The organism is Thiobaca trueperi, from assembly GCF_004342175.1.
Lineage (GTDB): Bacteria > Pseudomonadota > Gammaproteobacteria > Chromatiales > Chromatiaceae > Thiobaca > Thiobaca trueperi.
Map to the genome: position 1 here is coordinate 352,982 of NZ_SMAO01000004.1, position 19,160 is coordinate 372,141.

A 19,160-nucleotide genomic window follows, 5' to 3' on the forward strand; every position below is an offset into this window, starting at 1 on the left:
TGCCTCGCTCACGGCGCTCAGGGCAAGCCTGGACACTGCGCAGATTACTGATCCGGCCATTGGCTTGACGATTTCACACGACGGTGAGGGGGAAAAACGAGCTGTCACAGTGGTCGCCTTTGCCAACCAATGCGCCCGGCTGCCGAGCCGGAAACTGTCTGCCGAGCCTGTTTGCACGCCACCAGCCACCCGCAAGGAGCCATCAAGGGGGGTACTTGAGCACGCCCTTTTGTCCAGACAACTGGCGGACTGCCAAGGGCACGATCTGGCCGAACGTCAGGATCGACGTGATGACCAGGATGCTCGCCAAATAGCGGGTCATCTCGCTGATTTCGACCCAATCCCAGAGATGCCAGAGCAACGCCGCAATCGCGAGGATGAGTAGGACGACGACCGCCGAGCCGAGCATCCGCATCGCGGTCCAGGTATGACGCAGCAGGACGATCAGGAGCGTCAGAATCACGATCGCCAGTGTCAAACGATACCATAAGGCGTTGTCGCTGTTGCGCAGCCAGTCCACTGCCGACAGACCGGTAGGATTGTGAATAAGAAAAAGGAAAGCGAAGATCACAATAAATCTCCGCTTGAGTCGGCTCAAGCTGAACTGGCGTTCCGCGCCGCTCACATCTCTATCACTCCCATGACGCTGATCATCGATATATCATGAAAATTGTTAATGTGAAGTGCTGAACCAGGAGGTCGAACGCAGCCGTTCGACTTGGGCAAGCATCTGATAATAAGGGTCGTAGCGAGGATTGCCGTTGATATTGAATTTTGCTTCCATCGCCTGAATCAGGCTGGCTTTATGTTGAGTGAGATAGCTGCGCTCCGCCCAGCCGACATCGGCGGGACGAATCTGAGCGGCGATGATGGCGATTGCAAATGCGCTGACGAGAGCAGTTTTAGTTGAGCGTCTCATGGATGATCATCCTCTGTTGTCGAAAAGAATCAAAAAGGATCGCATCCAACTTTAAACCGCGTCTTGGAGCGAGATGCTAAGTTTCGAGTGAGATCAACCTTTGGCGCATCCACTGCACTTGGTGGGGACGCAGTTTAAAACATTAAAAATTTTAAACCGCGCCCCCGACAAGGACGGTTAGCTGAAGCGACACCAGACCAAAGCAAAGACCATGCATGTCATGATTGGACGCGGTTTAATTCGAGACGAGATTCCGTGCATAGACGCCGCCGGCATAGGTGCCCGAGATGATGCCGATGGTCGTGACCGATGCCGTGACGATGCCGGTTCCGGCCTCCGAGAGGCCGAGCGTGGTGGCAAGCGAAGCCGCAACGGGGGCGATCCAGGCATTCATGATGAAGCCCGATGCCAGGAATCCAAGACCGGCGCCAGTGCCGATGGCCAGGATTTCAGCTGCGCCGGGCGAGAGATTTTTATTGGCGTCGGCATAGACCTGATTGAACATGGCCTTGACTTCAGCGATTTCCTGTGAGGTTTTTGCGGCGGCATCGGAGACTGCGCTCGTCGCACTGGCGACAGCCGGGGATGCGGTGACAACGGAAGGTGTGGGCGCGGGGGAAGGCTGACCGGGAACAGGCTCTGCCTGGAGCGGTGCGACGACAAACAAAGCGATCAATCCGGAAATCGGTAAGGCTTTCATGTGTATACCTTCTGGAAAATGTTGATCTGTCAAGTGGTGGAGCCCGACACCTGACACCAAGGTCGATGTGCGCACGATGAAGACTGGCTGATGAAACCTAATTCAGCTTCGACTCTCCTGTCAAGAATGAAATGGCGGTGTCATGAACAGGAGATATCCATCTCGTTTTCCGGTTTTCCCCGTTGACAGGCCTTCAAACAGTTACCTAACTGGACGTCCCCGGCGCATCGAATCATTAGAGCCACCCTCACGGCCTAGGTTGGTACTGGCGCACATGAAAACAAGGCCGATAGTTTAATCGGTTTTATGACGTTCAGATGGCCTGGGATTCTGATCCGGCAAAAGCCAAAGAAGCTTCATTGCGATAATGGATCAATTTCCAATACCCTAAAAAATTAGTATTGATCACCTGAATCCGTTGCAGATCCGCAGCGTCGAAAAGGCTCTCAAGCGCCATGTCAGGGCGAAACCCCAGTGTGACTGACAGGGGCCGCAGCATGGCCTCGATTTTTCTCAGCACAGGCTGCCTGGAGGCAAAATGGTTGACCAGGATGATGTCGCCCCCCGGCTTGCAGACTCGTTGCATTTCATCGATCAGACGATGCGGATTCGGTACGACTGAGGCGACATACATCGCGACCACGGTATCGAATGTGGCGTCGGGAAAATCCATGTGCTCGGCATCCATTTCGTGCAGCGCCTCGACATGCAGGAGATTGCAGCCGGCGACGCGCTGGCGCGCCTTGTCCAGCATCTCCGGCGAGATATCGATGCCGGTCACGCGGCTGTCGGGACGATAAAAGGGCAGCGACAGCCCGGTGCCAACGCCGACCTCAAGGATCTGCTGGTGCGGTTTGGTGTTGGCCAGCGAGACGGTGAGCCGGCGCCCCGGATGCAGAATCGGGCCAAACAGATAGTCGTAATGATTGGCGTAACGCCGATAGGTCTTTTGAAGCAGGGCAATATCCATGATACGCAACTCACTGCACTCGTTTTTGAGTGTGGGCGGTAATGTCAAAACAGCCTTCACAGACACTGACCTGTGACAACCGGTCACTGACGGTTATAGCTGCAACACGGCGATGCCCGCATGCACGAGCAGGGTGATGGTGACGCCATAGACGATGGAACGCGCGATGGCATGGTTGATGTCGATGACCGAGCCTTTCTGGCCGAATCCGGCGTGAATGGCGACGGCTGACGCGAGCAGGGTGCCGATGACGGTTTTCGCCAGCACCCAGCCGATATTTTCCCACAGCACGGCAGGATCCCGAACGAACATCCGAAAGAAATGGGTGCGCCAGAGTTCCAGCGGCTGATCAGGAAACAGGATCTGCCAGGTTTGAAGGGCGAACCAGACTGATACACCGGTCGCCAGCGCCAGCATCAGAATCGCCCCCAGCACCATGTTCAGGGTGATGGCGGCGCTCAGATACAAGCGTCCGGGGATATGCAGATTGTGCATGGCGCGAAACTGCGCCGAATAGACCCGGTTGCCAATGTCGGCAGTGATGATGGCATTGTTGCGGGCGACGATCAGGATATTGCAGAAGAGCGGCACGGCGAGCGTGGTGAGGAGAAAGCCAATTCCCATCAGGGCGCCGTCATGCACGAAGGAGCGCATGTAGTCGCCCAGCACGTCGTAGTTGAAGCCGAACCAGACAGAGACGAAACTGACGATGGCGGCCCCTGACAGTACATAGAGCAGGGTCAGCGGCGAGGCCGTCAGCACCCAGAAATATTCCAGCAGATAATAGAGAAACCAGCGTGAGCGGGAGGCGCTGCGCATTCGCGATTCCCAGGCGGAGACCGGGATCGCGCGCGCCGGATCGCGGGCGACCGCCTCCTGGGTGTCCATGGCCTCACCAATCTCGGCCAGCGTCCGTTCAATGCGCGCGCGATCCGGCGGCATCTGATGCAGCGCGCGGTTGAATGGATCCAGGATCAAGACCTTGTCGGCGAGCTGCACCAGTTCGTCGAAATGATGCACCACCACCAGCGCGGGGGTCTTCATCTCGCGGCACAATTCTTTGATGAGTTCGCCGAGGCGCTGGGCGGCGTGCGGATCCAGTCCCGAATTGGGTTCGTCGAACAGGAGGATCGGGCGTCGCGAGAGCACGGTGCGGGCGATGGCGATGCGCTGGCGCTGGCCGCCGCTCAGTGAGGCGACACTCTGGTCCGGATCCACATCCTGTAGCAGCGCGGCGAGACGCGCAGGCAGGCCGGGATCGGGCGGGCCGGCATGATCGATGGCGATGGCGAGATTCTGCGCCGCGCTCAGATCGTCGAAGAGCGCATTGCCCTGAAACACCAGACCGCCTGCGTCGCAACGCTCGTGCGCCAGATCATAGTCCTGCCCTTTGAGGGTCAGGGTGCCCCGGAGCTGCCAGCGTGCGCCGTCGCGGCCGAGCAGACCGCTGAGTGCATTCACCAGGGTCGATTTGCCGCTGCCGCTCGGGCCGATGAGCAGCACCAGTTCGCCAGCGGCCATCTCGAAATGGCCGTCATTGAGCAGGACACGTCCGCTCGGGGTCGCGATCCGCAGACCCTCAAGGACTAAAGGGGTATCGGTCATGGTGTCGTCGCCTGGAGCGGGAGGCCGGTGCTGATGCCCTGTGCGGCCGCCACCGCCGCCTGTTCGTCGGTCATGAGCAGAACCACATAGTTGTCATGCCCGAGCAGAATGCCGCGCACCAGGAAGGCGACCAGCGGGTTGTGATCGCGCGGGTGCCGGTAGCGCAGCAGCTTGCGCGGCAGTTTCTGGGTCAGAAAATCGAAATCGAAACGGCTGCCCTGCCAGCGCGCCAGGAGCAGTGGATCGGTCGCCACCTTGTCCACCAGCGCCGGCAGATGCGGATTGGCCATCAGCGCCAGCAGTATTTCGGTAGCGAAGAGATTCGCAAAGGAGACGACCTTGGGGTCGCTCGACACCCTGAGAAAGGTCTCGAACAGCAGCGCCTGACTGCGCTGATCCGCGAGCAGATCCTGGAAGATGCGACCGGTCAGCGAGCCCGGAGGAGGCGCGCCGGGCAGGGTCTGAGCGGATTGTCCAAGCAGTGCGCTGCCAAGATCGGACACGGTATTCATCAGGCCGGTTTTGGTTTTCTCGACGGCGATCGGCCAGAGGTCATTGACCAGCCTCTCCGTATAGCTGGGATCGAGCGCGCCGACGAGATCCAGCCAGGACACCTGGATCCGGGGCGACATCCAGGTCTGGCGCAAGGCATCCTGAACCGTCCGCGACAGCTCGTCACGGTAGTGCTCTTTGAAATAGGACGAATCCAGCACCTCGGCAAAGGGGCGTGCGATCTGCTGCGTGAGATCCCAGCCTTCGGTCGCGATGGCCTCGCGGTCGCTGTTGGGCATCAGCGACCACAGCAGTCGCAGACCGGCGGGCTGCACACTGACGATCCGTGCTGACGCCAGCGCATCGCGGCATTTTTCGGAGGTATAGGGCGCGAGCAGAACCTGGTGCTCGGAGGCGATCTGAACGGTTCCGCACTGGCGGGGATGCAGTCCCGCTTCAAACACGAAGGCCAGTGACGAGCGATGCTTCCAGTACCCCAGACTGGCCTCGGACTCGAAGCGGGTGGAAAAAACCGGATGCAGCGTTCTGGACGATGGCAGGGCGTTGAAACCGGCCCAGAGCGCCAGGGCGACCAGGGCGAGACTGGTCATGACGGGCAGCAAACTGCGCCAGCGCCGTAACGGCAGTCGCCGCAGGCGCGCCCCGCTCTGTGGCGTCTTATCCAATTGAATCATCAAGATCGATATCCATCAGCCTGTGGTCGGTTCTGGCTCTCATGAAATCGCCTGCGTTATCCCCGATGCCAGTTCATCGGGATCCGCCAGTGCAGTTCAGGTGAGCGTCATCGCCACGCTGGGCCGCCGCCAGACGCTCCACCAGTTCGGCATGCGCCTGTCGCGCGGCCATCAACTCGGCGCCAAGCCGCGTGACCTCCGTCTCACGCGCAAGCAGCGCCTGGCGCAACTGGTCGCTTTCCTGTGCGCCTTCGGCGAGCCGGCGCTCGGCGTCCATCCGCGCCTGATCGGCGCTTTTGCGCGCGGCAGCCGAATCCTTGAGCTTGCCTTCCATCCCCTGCACGCGCAGTCGGAGCTCATCCAGTTGAAGCTGGAGCTGGGCGACCGACAGCGGTGCCTCTGCGGCAGATTCCGGGGTGATTGCTGGCGTCTTCATCTCCGTTGGATCAGCTGGCGCGAGAGACATCCAGCCGGACGCAGCCAGAAGCATGGCGAACGCGACGCGTGTTCGCCACGGGTGTTGACGCAGACAGCGAGAATCTGACATCTCCTTTGCTCCTGGCCTGGCAGGGTCTGACGATCAGCCGATGGATGGCAATCCAGCCAGCGCCATCGCTACCTCATCCTCGGCATAGACCAGATCTTTTAGCTTGCCGCCAAGATAATCGGTATAGGCCTGCATGTCGAAGTTGCCGTGACCGCTCAGGTTAAAGAGGATGGTCTTGGCCTCGCCGGTCTCGCGGCATTTTTCGGCCTCATGGATGGCTGCCTTGACCGCATGATTGGCCTCGGGCGCCGGGATGATGCCCTCGGCCTTGGCGAACTGGATGCCGGCGGCGAAACAGTCGAGCTGGTTATAGGAACGCGGATCGATGTAACCAAGCGCGGCCAGATGACTGACCTGGGGCGCCATGCCGTGATAGCGCAGACCGCCGGCATGGAAGCCGGGCGGGACGAAGGTTGAGCCGAGGGTGTACATTCTGCACAGCGGGGTCAGATGCGCCGTGTCGCCGAAATCATAGGCGAAGCGGCCCTTGGTCAGGGTCGGGCAGGCCGAGGGCTCGACCGCGATGCACTGCACCTTGCGTCCGCCGCGCAACTGCTCGCCAAGGAAGGGGAAGGCGATACCGGCAAAGTTACTGCCGCCGCCGGTGCAGCCGATGACCATGTCCGGATAGACATCGGCCATCTCCATCTGTTTCTGTGCCTCCAGTCCGATCACGGTCTGATGCAGCAGGACATGGTTGAGCACACTGCCGAGCGCATATTTGGTGTCATCGCGCTGCGCCGCCAGCTCGACCGCCTCGCTGATGGCAATCCCCAGACTGCCGGTGCTGTCCGGGTGTTCGGCGAGGATGGCGCGGCCCGACTCAGTGGTGTTGCTGGGACTGGCGATGCACTCGGCGCCGAAGGTCTCCATGAAGGCGCGGCGATACGGCTTCTGGTTGAAGCTCACCTTGACCATGTAGACCAGGATCTCCAGCCCGAACATGGAACCTGCGAGCGCCAGCGACGATCCCCACTGGCCCGCGCCGGTCTCGGTGGTGATGCGTTTGACGCCCTCGGCCTTGTTGTAAAACGCCTGGGCGATAGCGGTGTTGGCCTTGTGGCTGCCGGAGGGGCTGACCCCTTCGTATTTGTAGAAAATTTTGGCCGGGGTCTTGAGCGCCTGTTCCAGACGGCGCGCGCGGTAAAGCGGGGCGGGGCGCCACTGACGCAGCACCTCGCGCACCGGCTCGGGGATCTCGATCTCGCGCTCGGTGCTCATTTCCTGCTCAATGACGGCACGCGGGAAGATGACTTCCAGTTCGTCCGGCGTGATCGGCTGCTGGGTGCCCGGATGCAGGACCGGATCAAGCGGCTTGGGCAGATCCGCGTTGATGTTGTACCAGAAACGTGGAAGGTGTTGCTCGTCGAGCAGGAATTTGACCGCGTCTTTCATGCTGTCATCGAACCTCGGTGATGGAAGGATGATCGGCGGGCCAGCGCCAGCCGATCTCTGGTGTCTGGGGCAAGTGTGCCACTTTTGAGGCGGCGCTTGTATCCCTGCGGCTTTTGCATCACGGCGAGCGCGGCGTCCAGCTCCTGATGCAGCGGGTCTTGACACCTCGTCCGGGGCGGCAACATTATCCCCAAAGACATCCTGAGCGCCATCTGCATCCTGGCGGTTTGCCCAAACCGCCGAAGACTTCATAATAATCAAAAAATCGAACTGACTTCCAAATCCCCCTGCCGAGGAGCGTTGCGACCCGAATCCATTCGGGCCAGGCTCGGCGATGGGGGTCAATTTTTCCAACGGCGCTCACTCACGTTCTATCGAGGTTTGATTCACATGAGTGAGTTCACCGATTACAAGGTTGCCGATCTGTCACTGGCCGATTTCGGTCGCAAGGAAATGACCATCGCCGAGACCGAGATGCCGGGTCTGATGGCGATCCGCCGCAAGTACGCCGCCTCCAGGCCACTGGCCGGGGCGCGCATCACCGGCAGTCTGCACATGACGATCCAGACCGCCGTCCTGATCGAGACCCTGGTCGAACTGGGCGCGCAGGTGCGCTGGTGTTCCTGCAACATCTTCTCGACCCAGGATCATGCCGCCGCCGCCATCGCCGCTGCGGGGATTCCGGTCTTTGCCTGGAAAGGCGAGACGCTGGAGGAATACTGGTGGTGCACCGAGCAGGTCATCAACTGGCCCGACGGCCAGGGTCCGAACATGATCCTCGATGACGGCGGCGATGCGACCCTGTTGGTCCACAAGGGCGTCGAGTTCGAGAAGGCCGGGGCCGTGCCCGCGCCCAAGTCCGACGACAACGAGGAATGGACCGCCATTCTCGGCGTGTTGGGCCGCACCTTCGAGCGTGATCGCCAGCACTGGCACAAGATGGCCGCCGGCATCAAGGGCGTGACCGAGGAGACGACCACGGGCGTGCACCGTCTCTATGAGATGGCGAAGAGCGGCACCCTGCTGTTCCCGGCGATGAACGTCAACGACTCGGTCACCAAGTCCAAGTTCGACAACCTCTACGGCTGCCGCGAATCGCTGGTGGACGCCATCAAGCGTGCCACCGATGTCATGATTGCCGGCAAGGTCGCCGTGGTCTGCGGTTACGGCGACGTTGGCAAGGGCTCGGCGGCCTCGCTGCGCGGTCTGGGCGCCATCGTCTACATCACCGAGATCGATCCGATCTGTGCGCTCCAGGCGGCGATGGAAGGCTATCGCGTGGTGCTGCTGGAGGATGTGGTCGGTCAGGCGGATATCTTCGTCACCACCACCGGCAATACCGACATCATCACCCATGATCACATGGCGGCGATGAAGGATCAGGCCATCGTCTGCAATATCGGCCATTTCGACAATGAGATCCAGGTCTACAGCCTGAAGCAGTACGAATGGGTGAACATCAAGCCGCAGGTCGATCAGATCATTTTCCCGGACGGTCATCGCATCACGCTGCTGGCCGAGGGGCGTTTGGTCAACCTGGGCTGTGGCACCGGCCATCCGAGCTTCGTGATGTCCAACAGCTTCACCAATCAGGTGCTGGCGCAGATCGAGATCTTCACCAAGCCGGAGCAATACCCGATTGGCGTCTATGTGCTGCCCAAACATCTGGATGAAGATGTGGCGCGGCTGCATCTGGAGAAGATCGGCGTCAGGCTGACCCGGCTCTCACAGGCGCAGGCCGATTATATCGGCGTGCCGGTCGATGGGCCGTATAAGGCGGAGCATTATCGGTATTAAATTAAACCGCGCCCAGTGCGATAGGCGATGTTTTTGGGCTGGATCGACCTTGTCAGCATTGACGACCATGTGAGCTGGCGCGGTTTAAGGTATTAAAGATTTTAAACCGCGTCTCCGCAGGGTCCATAAATGCGGCAAACGGCAAACTCGCCTGAAACTTAAGCCTCTCGTTCTGGACGTGGTTTAAGCTCGACTAGTGTGCAGCACCTTAGAAATCCCGAGGCCGTTCGTTGTCGTTGTCGTCGGCTTGCAAATTTTCGATTACGACAACGACAATGATCGGAGATGGTCTCGGAACATCTGCACTGCTGCACTAGCCACGCGGCGAACGCTGTGTCTCAAGCATCGACCGTTCGCCATTACCGCGCTCGCCAATCGATGACTCGGCATGCCTAAGGCAATTCGCGCATGAAAGAAAGTGCCTGTTACGTCAAACTCGTCGAGTGGTCAGAAGAAGACCAATGTTTTATCGGGCAATGTCCGGGAATCATTGGCCCTGCTGTCATGGCGACGACGAGGAGCAGGTTTATCACGAGCTTTGTCTGATTGTCGATGAATGGATCGACATCCTGAAACAGGACGCAAAGCCCCTGCCTCCAATGACCTCCGGCATGAATTTAACGCGATTGATCTTGGCGCAGGCTGGCGATGCGAAGCATGCCATGAGCCTTTGAATGGCTGAGGCTGTGACAGCCAAAGCCGCATCTTCCAGGAACGCTATTCATGTCATTTCCGCCTGTTTCAAATCCACTTTACAGCGTCGAGCTGTTCCCCCCCAAAACCCCCGAGGGCATGGACAAGCTCAAGCTGGAGATTGCCAGGCTCAATGCGCTTGGCCCCGCTTATTTCTCCGTGACCTATGGCGCTGGCGGCTCAACCCGCGAAGGCACCTTCGAGACCGTCGCCTGGCTGCGCGGCCTGGGGATCGAGACCGCGCCGCATCTGGCCTGTATCGGTTCCAGTCGCGACGAGGTGCGCGAGATCCTGAACCAGTATCTGGGGCAGGGCATCCGGCGTCTGGTGGCGCTGCGCGGCGACATGCCGTCCGGCATGGGCGCGGGCAACAGCGGCGACTTCCGCTATGCCAATGACTTGGTGAGCTTCGTCCGCGCGGAATTCGGCGATGCCTTTCAGATCGAGGTGGCGGCCTATCCTGAATATCATCCGCAATCGGGCAGCCCGGCGCGCGATCTGGAGAACTTCAAGCGCAAGGTCGAGGCGGGCGCGGATGGCGCCATCACGCAGTATTTCTACAATGCCGACGCCTATTTCGCCTTCGTCGAAAGTTGTCGTAAAGAAGGAATCGAGGTGCCGATCATCCCCGGCATCATGCCCATCACCAACTACACCCAGCTTGCGCGGTTTTCGGACACCTGCGGCGCTGAGATCCCGCGCTGGGTGCGCCGACGTCTGGAAGGTTACGGCGACGATGTCGAGAGCATCCGGGCCTTCGGTCATGAGGTGGTGCAGCGGCTCTGTCGCGAACTGCTCGCCGGCGGCGCGCCCGGTCTGCATTTTTACACCATGAATCAGTCCGGGCCGGTGCAGGCCCTGTGGCGCGAGCTGGGATTGTCCGATTGAGAATTTTCAAATCCTTCGCGGCTGTGGCTTGCTAATCTCCGGCCCGCGAAATCATCCACTCCTACTTGTTCACAGGCCGCCCACTGATTTGGGGCGGCTTTTTCTTTATCTGGGTAGATCTGGGGGTAGTGCCCCAATCCGTAGGATGCAAACCGAGCGACTATCGACCACGAAGCCGCTCCGTCTCTCATCAAGAGGGTGACTCCCTTGATCACCATCCTGCGAATTAGGGCACTACCAGCGTTGATTGGTCGGTGACAGCGCGCTGGCAGGGCAACAGGGGCTTCCTGCCCCGAGATCTTGCCCCATGAGGGTATCCGGATGTGGACCGTTCTGTTACGCGTCAGAACTTCCGGGCACTGATGGACGTCGCCCATTTGTTTCCGGTATCCGCCCACTCGAAGGCACCCCAGAGGTTCCCCGTCGACCAGTCATAGCCCGCGCCACTGTAATCACCCCAACGGTTACGGCCGTTTGAAACCCGATTGTAAACTCCTAGGCCATTGACGAGATTGAGGAAGGGTCCCGTGGTGGCCGCCGGCTGATTGTCATAGATCTTGACGAGTCCAGAGCCGTACTTGGTGGCTGCGGATTGGGCGGTCTCCGCATCGGTCCAACCCCCGAAGACCCCCAGGTGGGCATTGGCAGAGCCTCCTCCCTGCACGGTGATGGCAGGGTAGAAATAGTAGAAGCCATTCCCGCCGTAAAGCAGGTGCTGCCAGTCCCGCGAATTGTTCGAGGTGTTCAGGCGGACCGTCAACCATCCGGATCTGTTTCCATTATTGTTGACATCGGTGGTGAGGGTCGTGAAGACACGGCCTTGCGAATACACCGCATTCATAACCCGGGCGTCGCCGCCATCGATCCGAACTGAGCTGCCGGGCTGCTTCACATTGTTCCCGATGGCATAGTACTGCTGGACCGCGATGGCACTGCGGCTCAGAGTGGCTGCGGCGGCGCTGGTCCGGCTACCCCCGAGTTTCCACAGCAGCATGCTGTTCCCGGAGCCGGAGAAGGTGTTGACGAAGTAGGTGTTGGAGGTCGAGCTCGCAGAGTGTGGAAGGGCAGGCTGCAGGGAAAACGCCGAGCCGCCGGAGGGCCAGGTCAGTCCGGTCCATTTCACCCCGTTGGTGGCGCCCGCGCAGTTGGCTGTGAAAATAGCGGGGTTGATGGTCTGAATCATGGATGTCTGGAATGAACCACCAAAGCGGAAGTAATTCCCTGTCACATAGACGCCCCACTTGTCCGCTCCCAGGCCCGCATAATCCAGCCACTGTGCCGTGCTGCCTGAGCCGATGGTCGAATCCCACCGCCAGCGGCACCAGCCCTGGGTCGGGTTCGAGGTCTTCGAGACGGCGACCCAGAAGTAGGACTTCTGATTGGTCTCGTCGAGCCCCAGGATCAGCATCAGAAAACGGTTATGCCAGGGATCATAGATGACCCTGGGATCATACATGAAGGCCCCTGATGACCAGGGAGAGGGTTTGTTCATGAAGGAGTCGTAGGTCGTATGGGCCTGGATCGTGCCTCCCGTCTTATTGTAAACAGCAAAGCCTGAATTCACCGCCTCGATGACATGTGAAGGGCCGACGGCGTGGACGGTGTCGGGCGGAATCCAGCCGGTATTACTGATTGCCTTCCACTGAGCCACCAAATCTCCTGGTGCCTTGGCATCCCCGGGCGCATTGGTCTGATCGAGTTTGGGAGGTGCCGAGGGGCGATCGGTGGGTATCACCGAAAAGGGGGATGTCGGGTCCTGACTCTGGTCATCGGTCAGAGGCTGCAGTTGCTCGCCCTGGAGGATGACCTGCGGATACGACACCTCAGGTGTGAGGGCGCGGGGGATATCTTTCAGAAAGATCACCCCACCAGGGGTGCCACCTTTCGTCTTGACTGCCGCACTTTCGACAGGTTCATCGGGATAACCGAATGGTTCCGATGGGAGCGGAGCGTCTGAACCGGGTGTCGCAACCGCTGCGGCCAGACCCTTGGGTGTGTCAATGGGGGGGAGCGCCTCCTGGCTGACTGCCAAGGACACGGCACCGAATGTCGTTCCAAGAGCCAAAAAACAGGCAACGACCATTGACCGGTGACGAGTGTTGGGTGGTTTGCGAATTGGAATACGAGGCGTCAGAATATTCATTGCGCGGACTCCGGGTAAATGACGGGAACCCATGGCGTGACAGACATTGTTCGGAATGTGACACCTCCTTTATTAGCAAAGCGATTACGTCAATGGCGCTAAACAGGCAGCCTTTCACTACCAGTCACATTCCTGCCGACCTGGATGACAACCGGCGAAGGAAGCATGGCCGATGCGGCTTGCCAAGGTGTCACCGACAGGTGACGCGTGCCGATTCGATCACGACCGGTTCGTAAGGAATGTAGGTGCGGGACCGGACGTGAGGAGGCTCCCTCAATGGCTGGGTTGAAATGCTGTCGGCCAGATTGAGGCCAGTAACCACCTCTCCGATGACCATCCATCGGCCGGTTCGTTCGTCCAGGTCACTCAGGGCGATTGTCAGCTCCATTCCCGCGAGCTTAGGCGAGAGGGGCTTCAATGCCACTGCACCCCGTTTCACGGGGCGCGACGGTAGGCCTGGTGTATAGAGATAGCCCAAGGCCTCATTGATCTCCTTGCGCGAGACCCCGATCAAGTTTTTGGCATCAAATTTGTTGAACCAGTGTGCAACCAGATTGTCGAGCTGTGGAGTACGCTTACCCGACTCCTTGGAGTTGCTGAAGTCCTTCAGCAACTCGAACTGCATGACATCCGTGGCCTGATTGATGTCTGCAATCTTATCCTCATGGAGACCCAGGGACTCAGCATCAATCTGGACGGGGATTTGGATCAACCCGGAGGGCTGACGTTCGGCCGTTCTGATCTCAATCTGAGGCCTTGTGTAGGCAAACGTCAATCCATCGTAGTAACCGACCTCGTTGTTGCCGAACAGGGTCTCATTAAAGACCGGTCCGCGTACGACCGACAGGAATCGCTCGATGGCTGCTGGTGCGGCCTGTGGGTCAAGTCGGATCTCAATCCGCCCGGCTGCTGTCTCCATAATGAGGTAAGGGGTCACCCCAGCCCCTGCGGGGCAGGGCGATCCCGGAGTGGCTGGCTCTGCTGTCATTGGTCCTCTGCCAGGAATCGCCAAGAGGACTACGAGTCCCATGCCAAGGACGAGAAGCTGCAGTCTCAAGGAACGAATCATTGCGTTAGCCCTGCGTGCTGGGGGTCCAAAGTGAATGCGCAACCGGTTAAAAGAAATGTAGTTCCCCAATCCGTAGGATGCAAACCGAGCGACTATTGACCACGAAGCCGCTCCATCTCTCATCAAGAGGGTGACTCCCTCAATCACCATCTACGAATTAGGGCACTACCCTTTTCTGCATGACGGGTCGCTTCGGTCGAGACGCGCCGCGCGGCGGATGGAATAATACACCGCTTCATCCGTCACCCTCGGCCAGAGACCCACGCCATGTCCGACCTCGACCATTCCGCCCGCATCGGCCCACTCCATCTTGCGCCCGGCGTGCTGCCGCGCCATGGCTGGAGCTTTCTGATCGCGGCCTTTTTCACCATCGGGCTGATGGTCTTCATCTCCATCGGCCAGACCTATATCCTCAACGAACACCTCCACATTCCCGAGTCGGTGCAGGGCGTCATCAGCGGCAACCTCGTATTTCTGACCGAGGTCGTCACCCTGCTGCTGTTTCTGCCCGCCGGGGTGCTGATGGACCGGATCGGACGCCGTGCGGTTTATGTAGCGGGTTTTTTCCTGCTGGCGCTCACCTATGTGCTCTATCCGCTGGCTGAGTCCATTGAGGCGCTGTACCTCTACCGCGTCATCTATGCGCTGGGGGTGGTTGCGGTCGCTGGCGGTCTGTCGACCGTGCTGGCCGACTACCCAGCCGAACGCTCGCGCGGCAAGCTGGTGGCGATGGTGGGATTGCTGAGCGGTCTGGGCGTGGTCTTCATCAGCCAGGGGTTCGGCGCGGTGCCCAAGGTTCTGGTCGGTATGGGCTTCGACGGGGTCGCTGCCGGCCGTCTGACCCATTTCATCGTCGCCGGGCTCTCGGTGGCCGTTGCGCTCTTCATCTGGTGGGGACTCAAGCCCGGCCTGCCGATCAGTCACGAAGACCGTCCCAGCGTGCGCGAACTGCTGGTTGGCGGTTTTTCGCAGGCGCGCAATCCGCGCATCCTGCTGGCCTATTCGGCGGCCTTCATCGCACGCGGCGATCAGTCGATCAACGCCATCTTTCTGATTCTCTGGGGCACGCTTGCCGGCAAGGCGGCGGGGCTGGAGCCGGCAGCGGCGGTGATGAGCGGCACCTTCATCTTCGTCATCGCCCAGATCGCGGCGCTGGTGTGGGCGCCGATCCTCGGCCCGCTGCTCGACCGTATCGACCGGGTGTCCGCACTGGCGATCTGCATGGGACTGGCGGCGCTCGGCAATCTGGCGCTGCTGCTGCTCGACGATCCGCTTGCCAGTCATGGACTGATCTTTTTCATCCTGCTCGGTATCGGTCAGATCAGCGTCTTTCTTGGCGGTCAATCGCTGATCGGACAGGAGGCTCCGCCCGCGCAGCGCGGCTCGATTCTCGGTGCCTTCAATGTTGCCGGGGCCATCGGCATCCTGCTGATCACGCTTGTGGGCGGTCATCTGTTCGACCGCATCGATCCGCGCGCGCCCTTCGTGCTGGTCGGGATCGTCAACATCCTGCTCGGTATCGCCAGCGTCTATGTCCGTGTCAGATACCCGGTCAGGCCGCCTGTCATCCGGGGGCGCTGACACTGAGGAGCGTCGCAAGGCGGCGCTTCAGTTGAACAGGATCTGAGTGGCGCCAGCGCGTCTGCCAAACACCTCAATGTCTTCACGAACAAGCTCCCAGCAGCTTGCGTGCAGGTTGTCTCGCGGGCCGGCGATCCTGATCCGCAGGTGCAGGTCGTCGGGTTCCATGAGACAGATACAGAGACGAATCTCGATCGGTCCGGGGTTGACCGCTGCCGGGGTATAGAGATCCAGCGTGAGTTCAAAGGAGTTGGTGGCGAGACGCGGACGCCGTGTCTCGACCCGGCTCAGTGCGCAGACCGGATCCTTGCCGCGCTGGTGCAGCGCATAGGTGAGCTCCCGGTCACAGAAGACGCAGATGGTCCGCTCGATCTCGGCCAGATGCCGCTGTACCTCACGCAGGCGCGACGGGTGTTGGGCGCCGTCGCGAATCTGCTGGCCCAGCACGCGCCGGAGCCGGTCGAATGCCTTGGGCAGGGTGCCACTGTGGAAGCCCCGGCGCAGCATGCCGCGCATGGTCTCGCCGTGACTGCCGACAATGGCGGGCTCGACGGATGCCGGATGATTGGCGGCGTAGAGCTTCCAGTTCTCCTTGAGTTCCCACACCAGAAAGCCGGCCAGACCCGGCAGCAGCAGGATGGTGATCGTGATGAATGGATAGGCGATCCATCGGGGTAAGAAGGGGTCTAGCAGGGTGATCATCAGACTGGTGATGAGCGGAAAGAAGGGCAGCATCAGCTTGTGCGCGATGGTAACCAGCGGAAAGTGCTTGATGGGATTGACCTGAGGTTCAACCAGTACCGTGACATAGAACTGGCTGATGGCTTCCAGGATACGCCAGAGCGGCGCCAGCATGGATTTCAGCGCCAGTTCGAGCCTGGATTCGCCCAGCCGATGACTCAATAATTCCTCGATCCGGTGCAGTCCCTGCTGGAAACGCCGGTTCACTTCCTTGAAAAACCCCATCAGTTCCTGCACGAAGCCAATGACCAGGGTCTGGTTCAGGTGTCGCAGAAAACGGCCGGTGGCGCTGATGCTGTCGTCGAGCAGGCGTCGCCCGGCAGCGGTGTTGCGCACCAGCGCGCCGAGCGCCAGGGCGAAGGCCAGCAACGAGAGATCGGGCTTGACCAGGGCGCCCTCAATGAAGCTGAGAAGGCCGAGTAAAGGCAGGATCAGCAGTGCGCCAATCAGAAAGGGGCGCAGCAGGTTGCGATCCAGACCACGCACCAGACTGGTCTCCAGAAAATGCGTGACCGGTCGCCAGCGCAACAGCCGCCGCACGCCATCGAAGAGGATCAGCCGCAGACTCCACCAGAATCCACGCAGCAGGGCGCGGGCAGTCAGCAGTCCGAGCCGGGTGTAGGCGATGACGTTGATCAGCAGCATACAACTGCCGGTTAGCCACAAATTCGCCAGATGAAAAGCGGGATCGACCTCGATGATCAGGCCGATCAGTACGTCGATGGTCTTGAGTCCCAGAAAGGCCAGACCGCCCGGTACGATCAGATGACGCAGCAGCAGCCGGCCCATCGGGGTGCCGAAGAGCGGCGCGCTGATCTGCTGCAAGCCTTTGATATAGATCTCGCCCGGCTGATAGACGCCGGGCAGGGCACGGGCGGCGCGGCGGTCGAAATGGGCCAGGCGGTCGCCCGTCAGCAGCTCGTGCGGCGCCAGATCCGGCAGCCTCAGACTGTTGCGGGCAACGATGTCGCGCACATCGGTGAACTTCAGATGCCGACGGCGCTGAATCACGTCCAGGAGTTCGCGCAGCAGCTTGTGGACGGCAACCCGTTCGCGGTGACTGCCGGCCGTGAAGCCCGAGGTCTGAAGTGCGTCTTTGAGATGCGGCTTGAGCGCGGCCTCCAATTGAACGGTGAGACGCTGCGAGAGCGCCTGTAGCGGTTGGCCGAAATGTTCGACATCCGGGCTGGACCAGCCGAGCTGTTCCAGCCGGTTCAGGGCGACATCGAGTTCGCGCAGCGCCTTGAGATGGGCCTGAACGGGCAGGATCTGACGCAGCCTGACCCGACCCAGGCTGAACATCCACTGCAAGGGGCGCAGGTGATAGTAAGTGGTGCGACTCTCCAGCAGCACCTGTTCCAGGTTTCTCAGCAAGCTCCGCGCCGCGCGCGCGCGCCGTGAATCGAGGCAGTCAGCCCCCAGACGCTCCACCAGTGCCGCCAGTTCCGTTGCGCTTTCCGGGCCGAGCTTCCATTTTGCCGCCAGCAGATTGGCGAGCGCCTCCTCGGCACCGAGTCGGCGCTGGGTCAGAATGCCGGTGATCTGGGCAATGGTCGCGGCGCAGGGCTCATGCATGGCGTCGAAGCGCCGCTGCGCCCTCGCCAACTGGTCAATGCTGATGGCGTAATGGTCGATGAGTTCCGCTTGGCTGGCGGTGCGGATCGCCTGACGAAAACGGATCAGCGCGACATCCAGACGCAGCCCACGCGCTGGCGGGGGAGGTGAGCCGCGCCGCCGGATGCGTGTCGGCAGCCACAGCAGAGGATAAAGCAGGAAGGCCCAGACGCCGAGCAGCGTCTCGTGCAGATGCAGACGCCAGTTCTTCCTGGGCTGCCGCAGTCCCTGGCGCAAGGCCGCCAGACAGCGCGTCTCGATGATGGCCGATGCCTCCGGCGGTGCGTTCGCCGGATTCGCGTCGCTGTTTCGCTCCGGCGTGACCAGTGGTTCCTGGCGGATGACACGGGTCTGCATGGGATCGAAGTCGGGATCCGAATAGCCATAGGTCAGACCGCCCGGCAGGAATGGCGGCTGGCTGGGATGGTCGCAGCGCCGGTCGGGCCGGGTCTGCTCCAGCAGGCGCGGCAGGCGACTGCCGGGGCGGGGTGGAGGCAGATCGAACCCGCTTTCCGTCAGCCACTGATCGAATGTATTCCAGTCGTAAATGGCGGGGAAAAAAAATCCGCGCGCGCCCGGACTGAAATAACGCAGGCGGACCACGCGCGCGACAAACGCCCGGCAGACCAGTGCCGCATCGAGTCCGGCGGGGATGATCGCGTCGCGCGTCAGGATGTCGCGCGCCTCGGCAAAGGCGGGAGAGCCGATCAGCTCGCAGAGCGCGTCCGCGCCGAATCGATGGTCGTTCTGGTCGTCGTCACGGGCGATCTGCCAGGCACGGGCGACCTCGGCCTCGAAACGTCGCCCCCAGTAATCCCGCAGCAGACGGTTGAAAGCGGCGTGATCGAGACGCTGTTCGACCGGCATCGGCAGCAAAATCACCTGATCGGGCAGATTGAGCCCTTCGATGACGATCAGTGCCTCGGGGTTTTCCGACTCCAGGCCGCGCAGAAAGGCGGGGGAGGGCATCAGGTAATAGACCAGGTCCGGCACCGCACTGTCCTGGCCCTGCGCATCGAGATGTTCGGCGACCAGTCGCTCCATGGCGCGCGGGTGAAAGAGGAAAACGCCTTCCGCAGGCTTGAAGATATAGGCGCGAAACAGCCGGGTGGCGGATTCGGCGTCAAGGGTGGTCTGGGGAGACACGGGGCGGTGGGCTCGTGACGCTGGGGTTGGTGAAGGCGATCAGTCTCTGTTACGCGCCCGGACATCACGCGCGATACCAACGATGATCCCGGTCAGGATCAGGAGTACAATCAGCCGCTTCGGTGCGTTTCCGGAAGGTGGCGGCAAGGGTTGCCGCACCCGGAG

General features: G+C 60.7%; 15 protein-coding genes and 1 riboswitch. Of the genes, 4 read left to right on the plus strand and 11 right to left on the minus strand.

Annotated elements, in window-relative coordinates; genetic code table 11:
• Positions 1-202: 202 nt before the first annotated feature.
• The 8 genes from EDC35_RS09755 to EDC35_RS09790 form a co-directional block, all read right to left on the minus strand.
• Positions 203-625 carry a DUF6524 family protein gene (locus EDC35_RS09755; protein WP_132977053.1) on the minus strand — a complete coding sequence of 141 codons (423 nt, stop codon included), beginning with the start codon at positions 623-625 and terminating at the stop codon, positions 203-205.
• A gap of 48 nt (positions 626-673) precedes the next feature.
• Positions 674-919, minus strand: coding sequence for a hypothetical protein (locus EDC35_RS09760; protein ID WP_132977054.1), 246 nt, complete (start codon positions 917-919; stop codon positions 674-676).
• Between the two features lie 235 nt (positions 920-1,154).
• Positions 1,155-1,619, minus strand: a complete 465-nt coding sequence (locus EDC35_RS09765; RefSeq protein ID WP_132977055.1) for a hypothetical protein — start codon at positions 1,617-1,619, stop codon at positions 1,155-1,157.
• Between the two features lie 313 nt (positions 1,620-1,932).
• Positions 1,933-2,589, minus strand: a complete 657-nt coding sequence (locus tag EDC35_RS09770; RefSeq protein ID WP_132977056.1) for a class I SAM-dependent methyltransferase — start codon at positions 2,587-2,589, stop codon at positions 1,933-1,935.
• Between the two features lie 93 nt (positions 2,590-2,682).
• Positions 2,683-4,194: an ATP-binding cassette domain-containing protein gene (locus tag EDC35_RS09775; protein ID WP_132977057.1), complete on the minus strand. Its 1,512-nt coding sequence runs from the start codon at positions 4,192-4,194 to the stop codon at positions 2,683-2,685.
• On the minus strand, positions 4,191-5,381 hold the full coding sequence (locus EDC35_RS09780) for a hypothetical protein (RefSeq protein WP_132977058.1): 1,191 nt from the start codon (positions 5,379-5,381) through the stop codon (positions 4,191-4,193). The genes EDC35_RS09775 and EDC35_RS09780 overlap by 4 nt, the downstream gene beginning before the upstream one ends.
• Before the next feature lie 73 nt (positions 5,382-5,454).
• Complete coding sequence (locus tag EDC35_RS09785; RefSeq protein WP_132977059.1) at positions 5,455-5,817, minus strand: hypothetical protein; 363 nt, start codon at positions 5,815-5,817, stop codon at positions 5,455-5,457.
• Positions 5,818-5,961: 144 nt separating this feature from the next.
• Positions 5,962-7,323 carry a TrpB-like pyridoxal phosphate-dependent enzyme gene (locus tag EDC35_RS09790; RefSeq protein WP_132977060.1) on the minus strand — a complete coding sequence of 454 codons (1,362 nt, stop codon included), beginning with the start codon at positions 7,321-7,323 and terminating at the stop codon, positions 5,962-5,964.
• A gap of 286 nt (positions 7,324-7,609) precedes the next feature.
• A riboswitch (S-adenosyl-L-homocysteine riboswitch) is annotated at positions 7,610-7,692 on the plus strand.
• A 21-nt stretch (positions 7,693-7,713) separates the two neighbouring features.
• On the opposite strand from EDC35_RS09790, the gene ahcY reads away from it, so the two are divergent.
• From ahcY to metF, 3 genes are all read left to right on the plus strand, one after another.
• The gene (gene ahcY / locus EDC35_RS09795) at positions 7,714-9,120 is read left to right on the plus strand and encodes an adenosylhomocysteinase (RefSeq protein ID WP_132977061.1); all 1,407 of its coding nucleotides are present in this window, start codon (positions 7,714-7,716) and stop codon (positions 9,118-9,120) included.
• 461 nt (positions 9,121-9,581) lie between these two features.
• A complete protein-coding gene (locus tag EDC35_RS09800; protein WP_243651582.1) occupies positions 9,582-9,794 on the plus strand; it encodes a hypothetical protein in 213 nt (70 codons plus the stop codon).
• A gap of 49 nt (positions 9,795-9,843) precedes the next feature.
• Positions 9,844-10,701 (plus strand): methylenetetrahydrofolate reductase [NAD(P)H], encoded by an 858-nt coding sequence (gene metF, locus EDC35_RS09805; RefSeq protein ID WP_132977062.1) that lies wholly within the window; start codon positions 9,844-9,846, stop codon positions 10,699-10,701.
• Positions 10,702-11,044: 343 nt separating this feature from the next.
• On the opposite strand, the gene EDC35_RS09810 is transcribed toward metF, so the two are convergent.
• Both EDC35_RS09810 and EDC35_RS09815 read right to left on the minus strand, forming a co-directional pair.
• The gene (locus EDC35_RS09810; protein ID WP_132977063.1) at positions 11,045-12,844 is read right to left on the minus strand and encodes a hypothetical protein; all 1,800 of its coding nucleotides are present in this window, start codon (positions 12,842-12,844) and stop codon (positions 11,045-11,047) included.
• A 190-nt stretch (positions 12,845-13,034) separates the two neighbouring features.
• Complete coding sequence (locus tag EDC35_RS09815; protein WP_165903395.1) at positions 13,035-13,781, minus strand: peptidylprolyl isomerase; 747 nt, start codon at positions 13,779-13,781, stop codon at positions 13,035-13,037.
• 399 nt (positions 13,782-14,180) lie between these two features.
• Here EDC35_RS09815 and EDC35_RS09820 point away from each other — a divergent pair, with 399 nt between their 5' ends.
• Positions 14,181-15,494 (plus strand): MFS transporter, encoded by a 1,314-nt coding sequence (locus EDC35_RS09820; RefSeq protein ID WP_132977065.1) that lies wholly within the window; start codon positions 14,181-14,183, stop codon positions 15,492-15,494.
• A 27-nt stretch (positions 15,495-15,521) separates the two neighbouring features.
• On the opposite strand, the gene EDC35_RS09825 is transcribed toward EDC35_RS09820, so the two are convergent.
• The gene (locus EDC35_RS09825; protein ID WP_132977066.1) at positions 15,522-18,995 is read right to left on the minus strand and encodes a sulfite exporter TauE/SafE family protein; all 3,474 of its coding nucleotides are present in this window, start codon (positions 18,993-18,995) and stop codon (positions 15,522-15,524) included.
• Positions 18,996-19,160 lie beyond the last annotated feature (165 nt).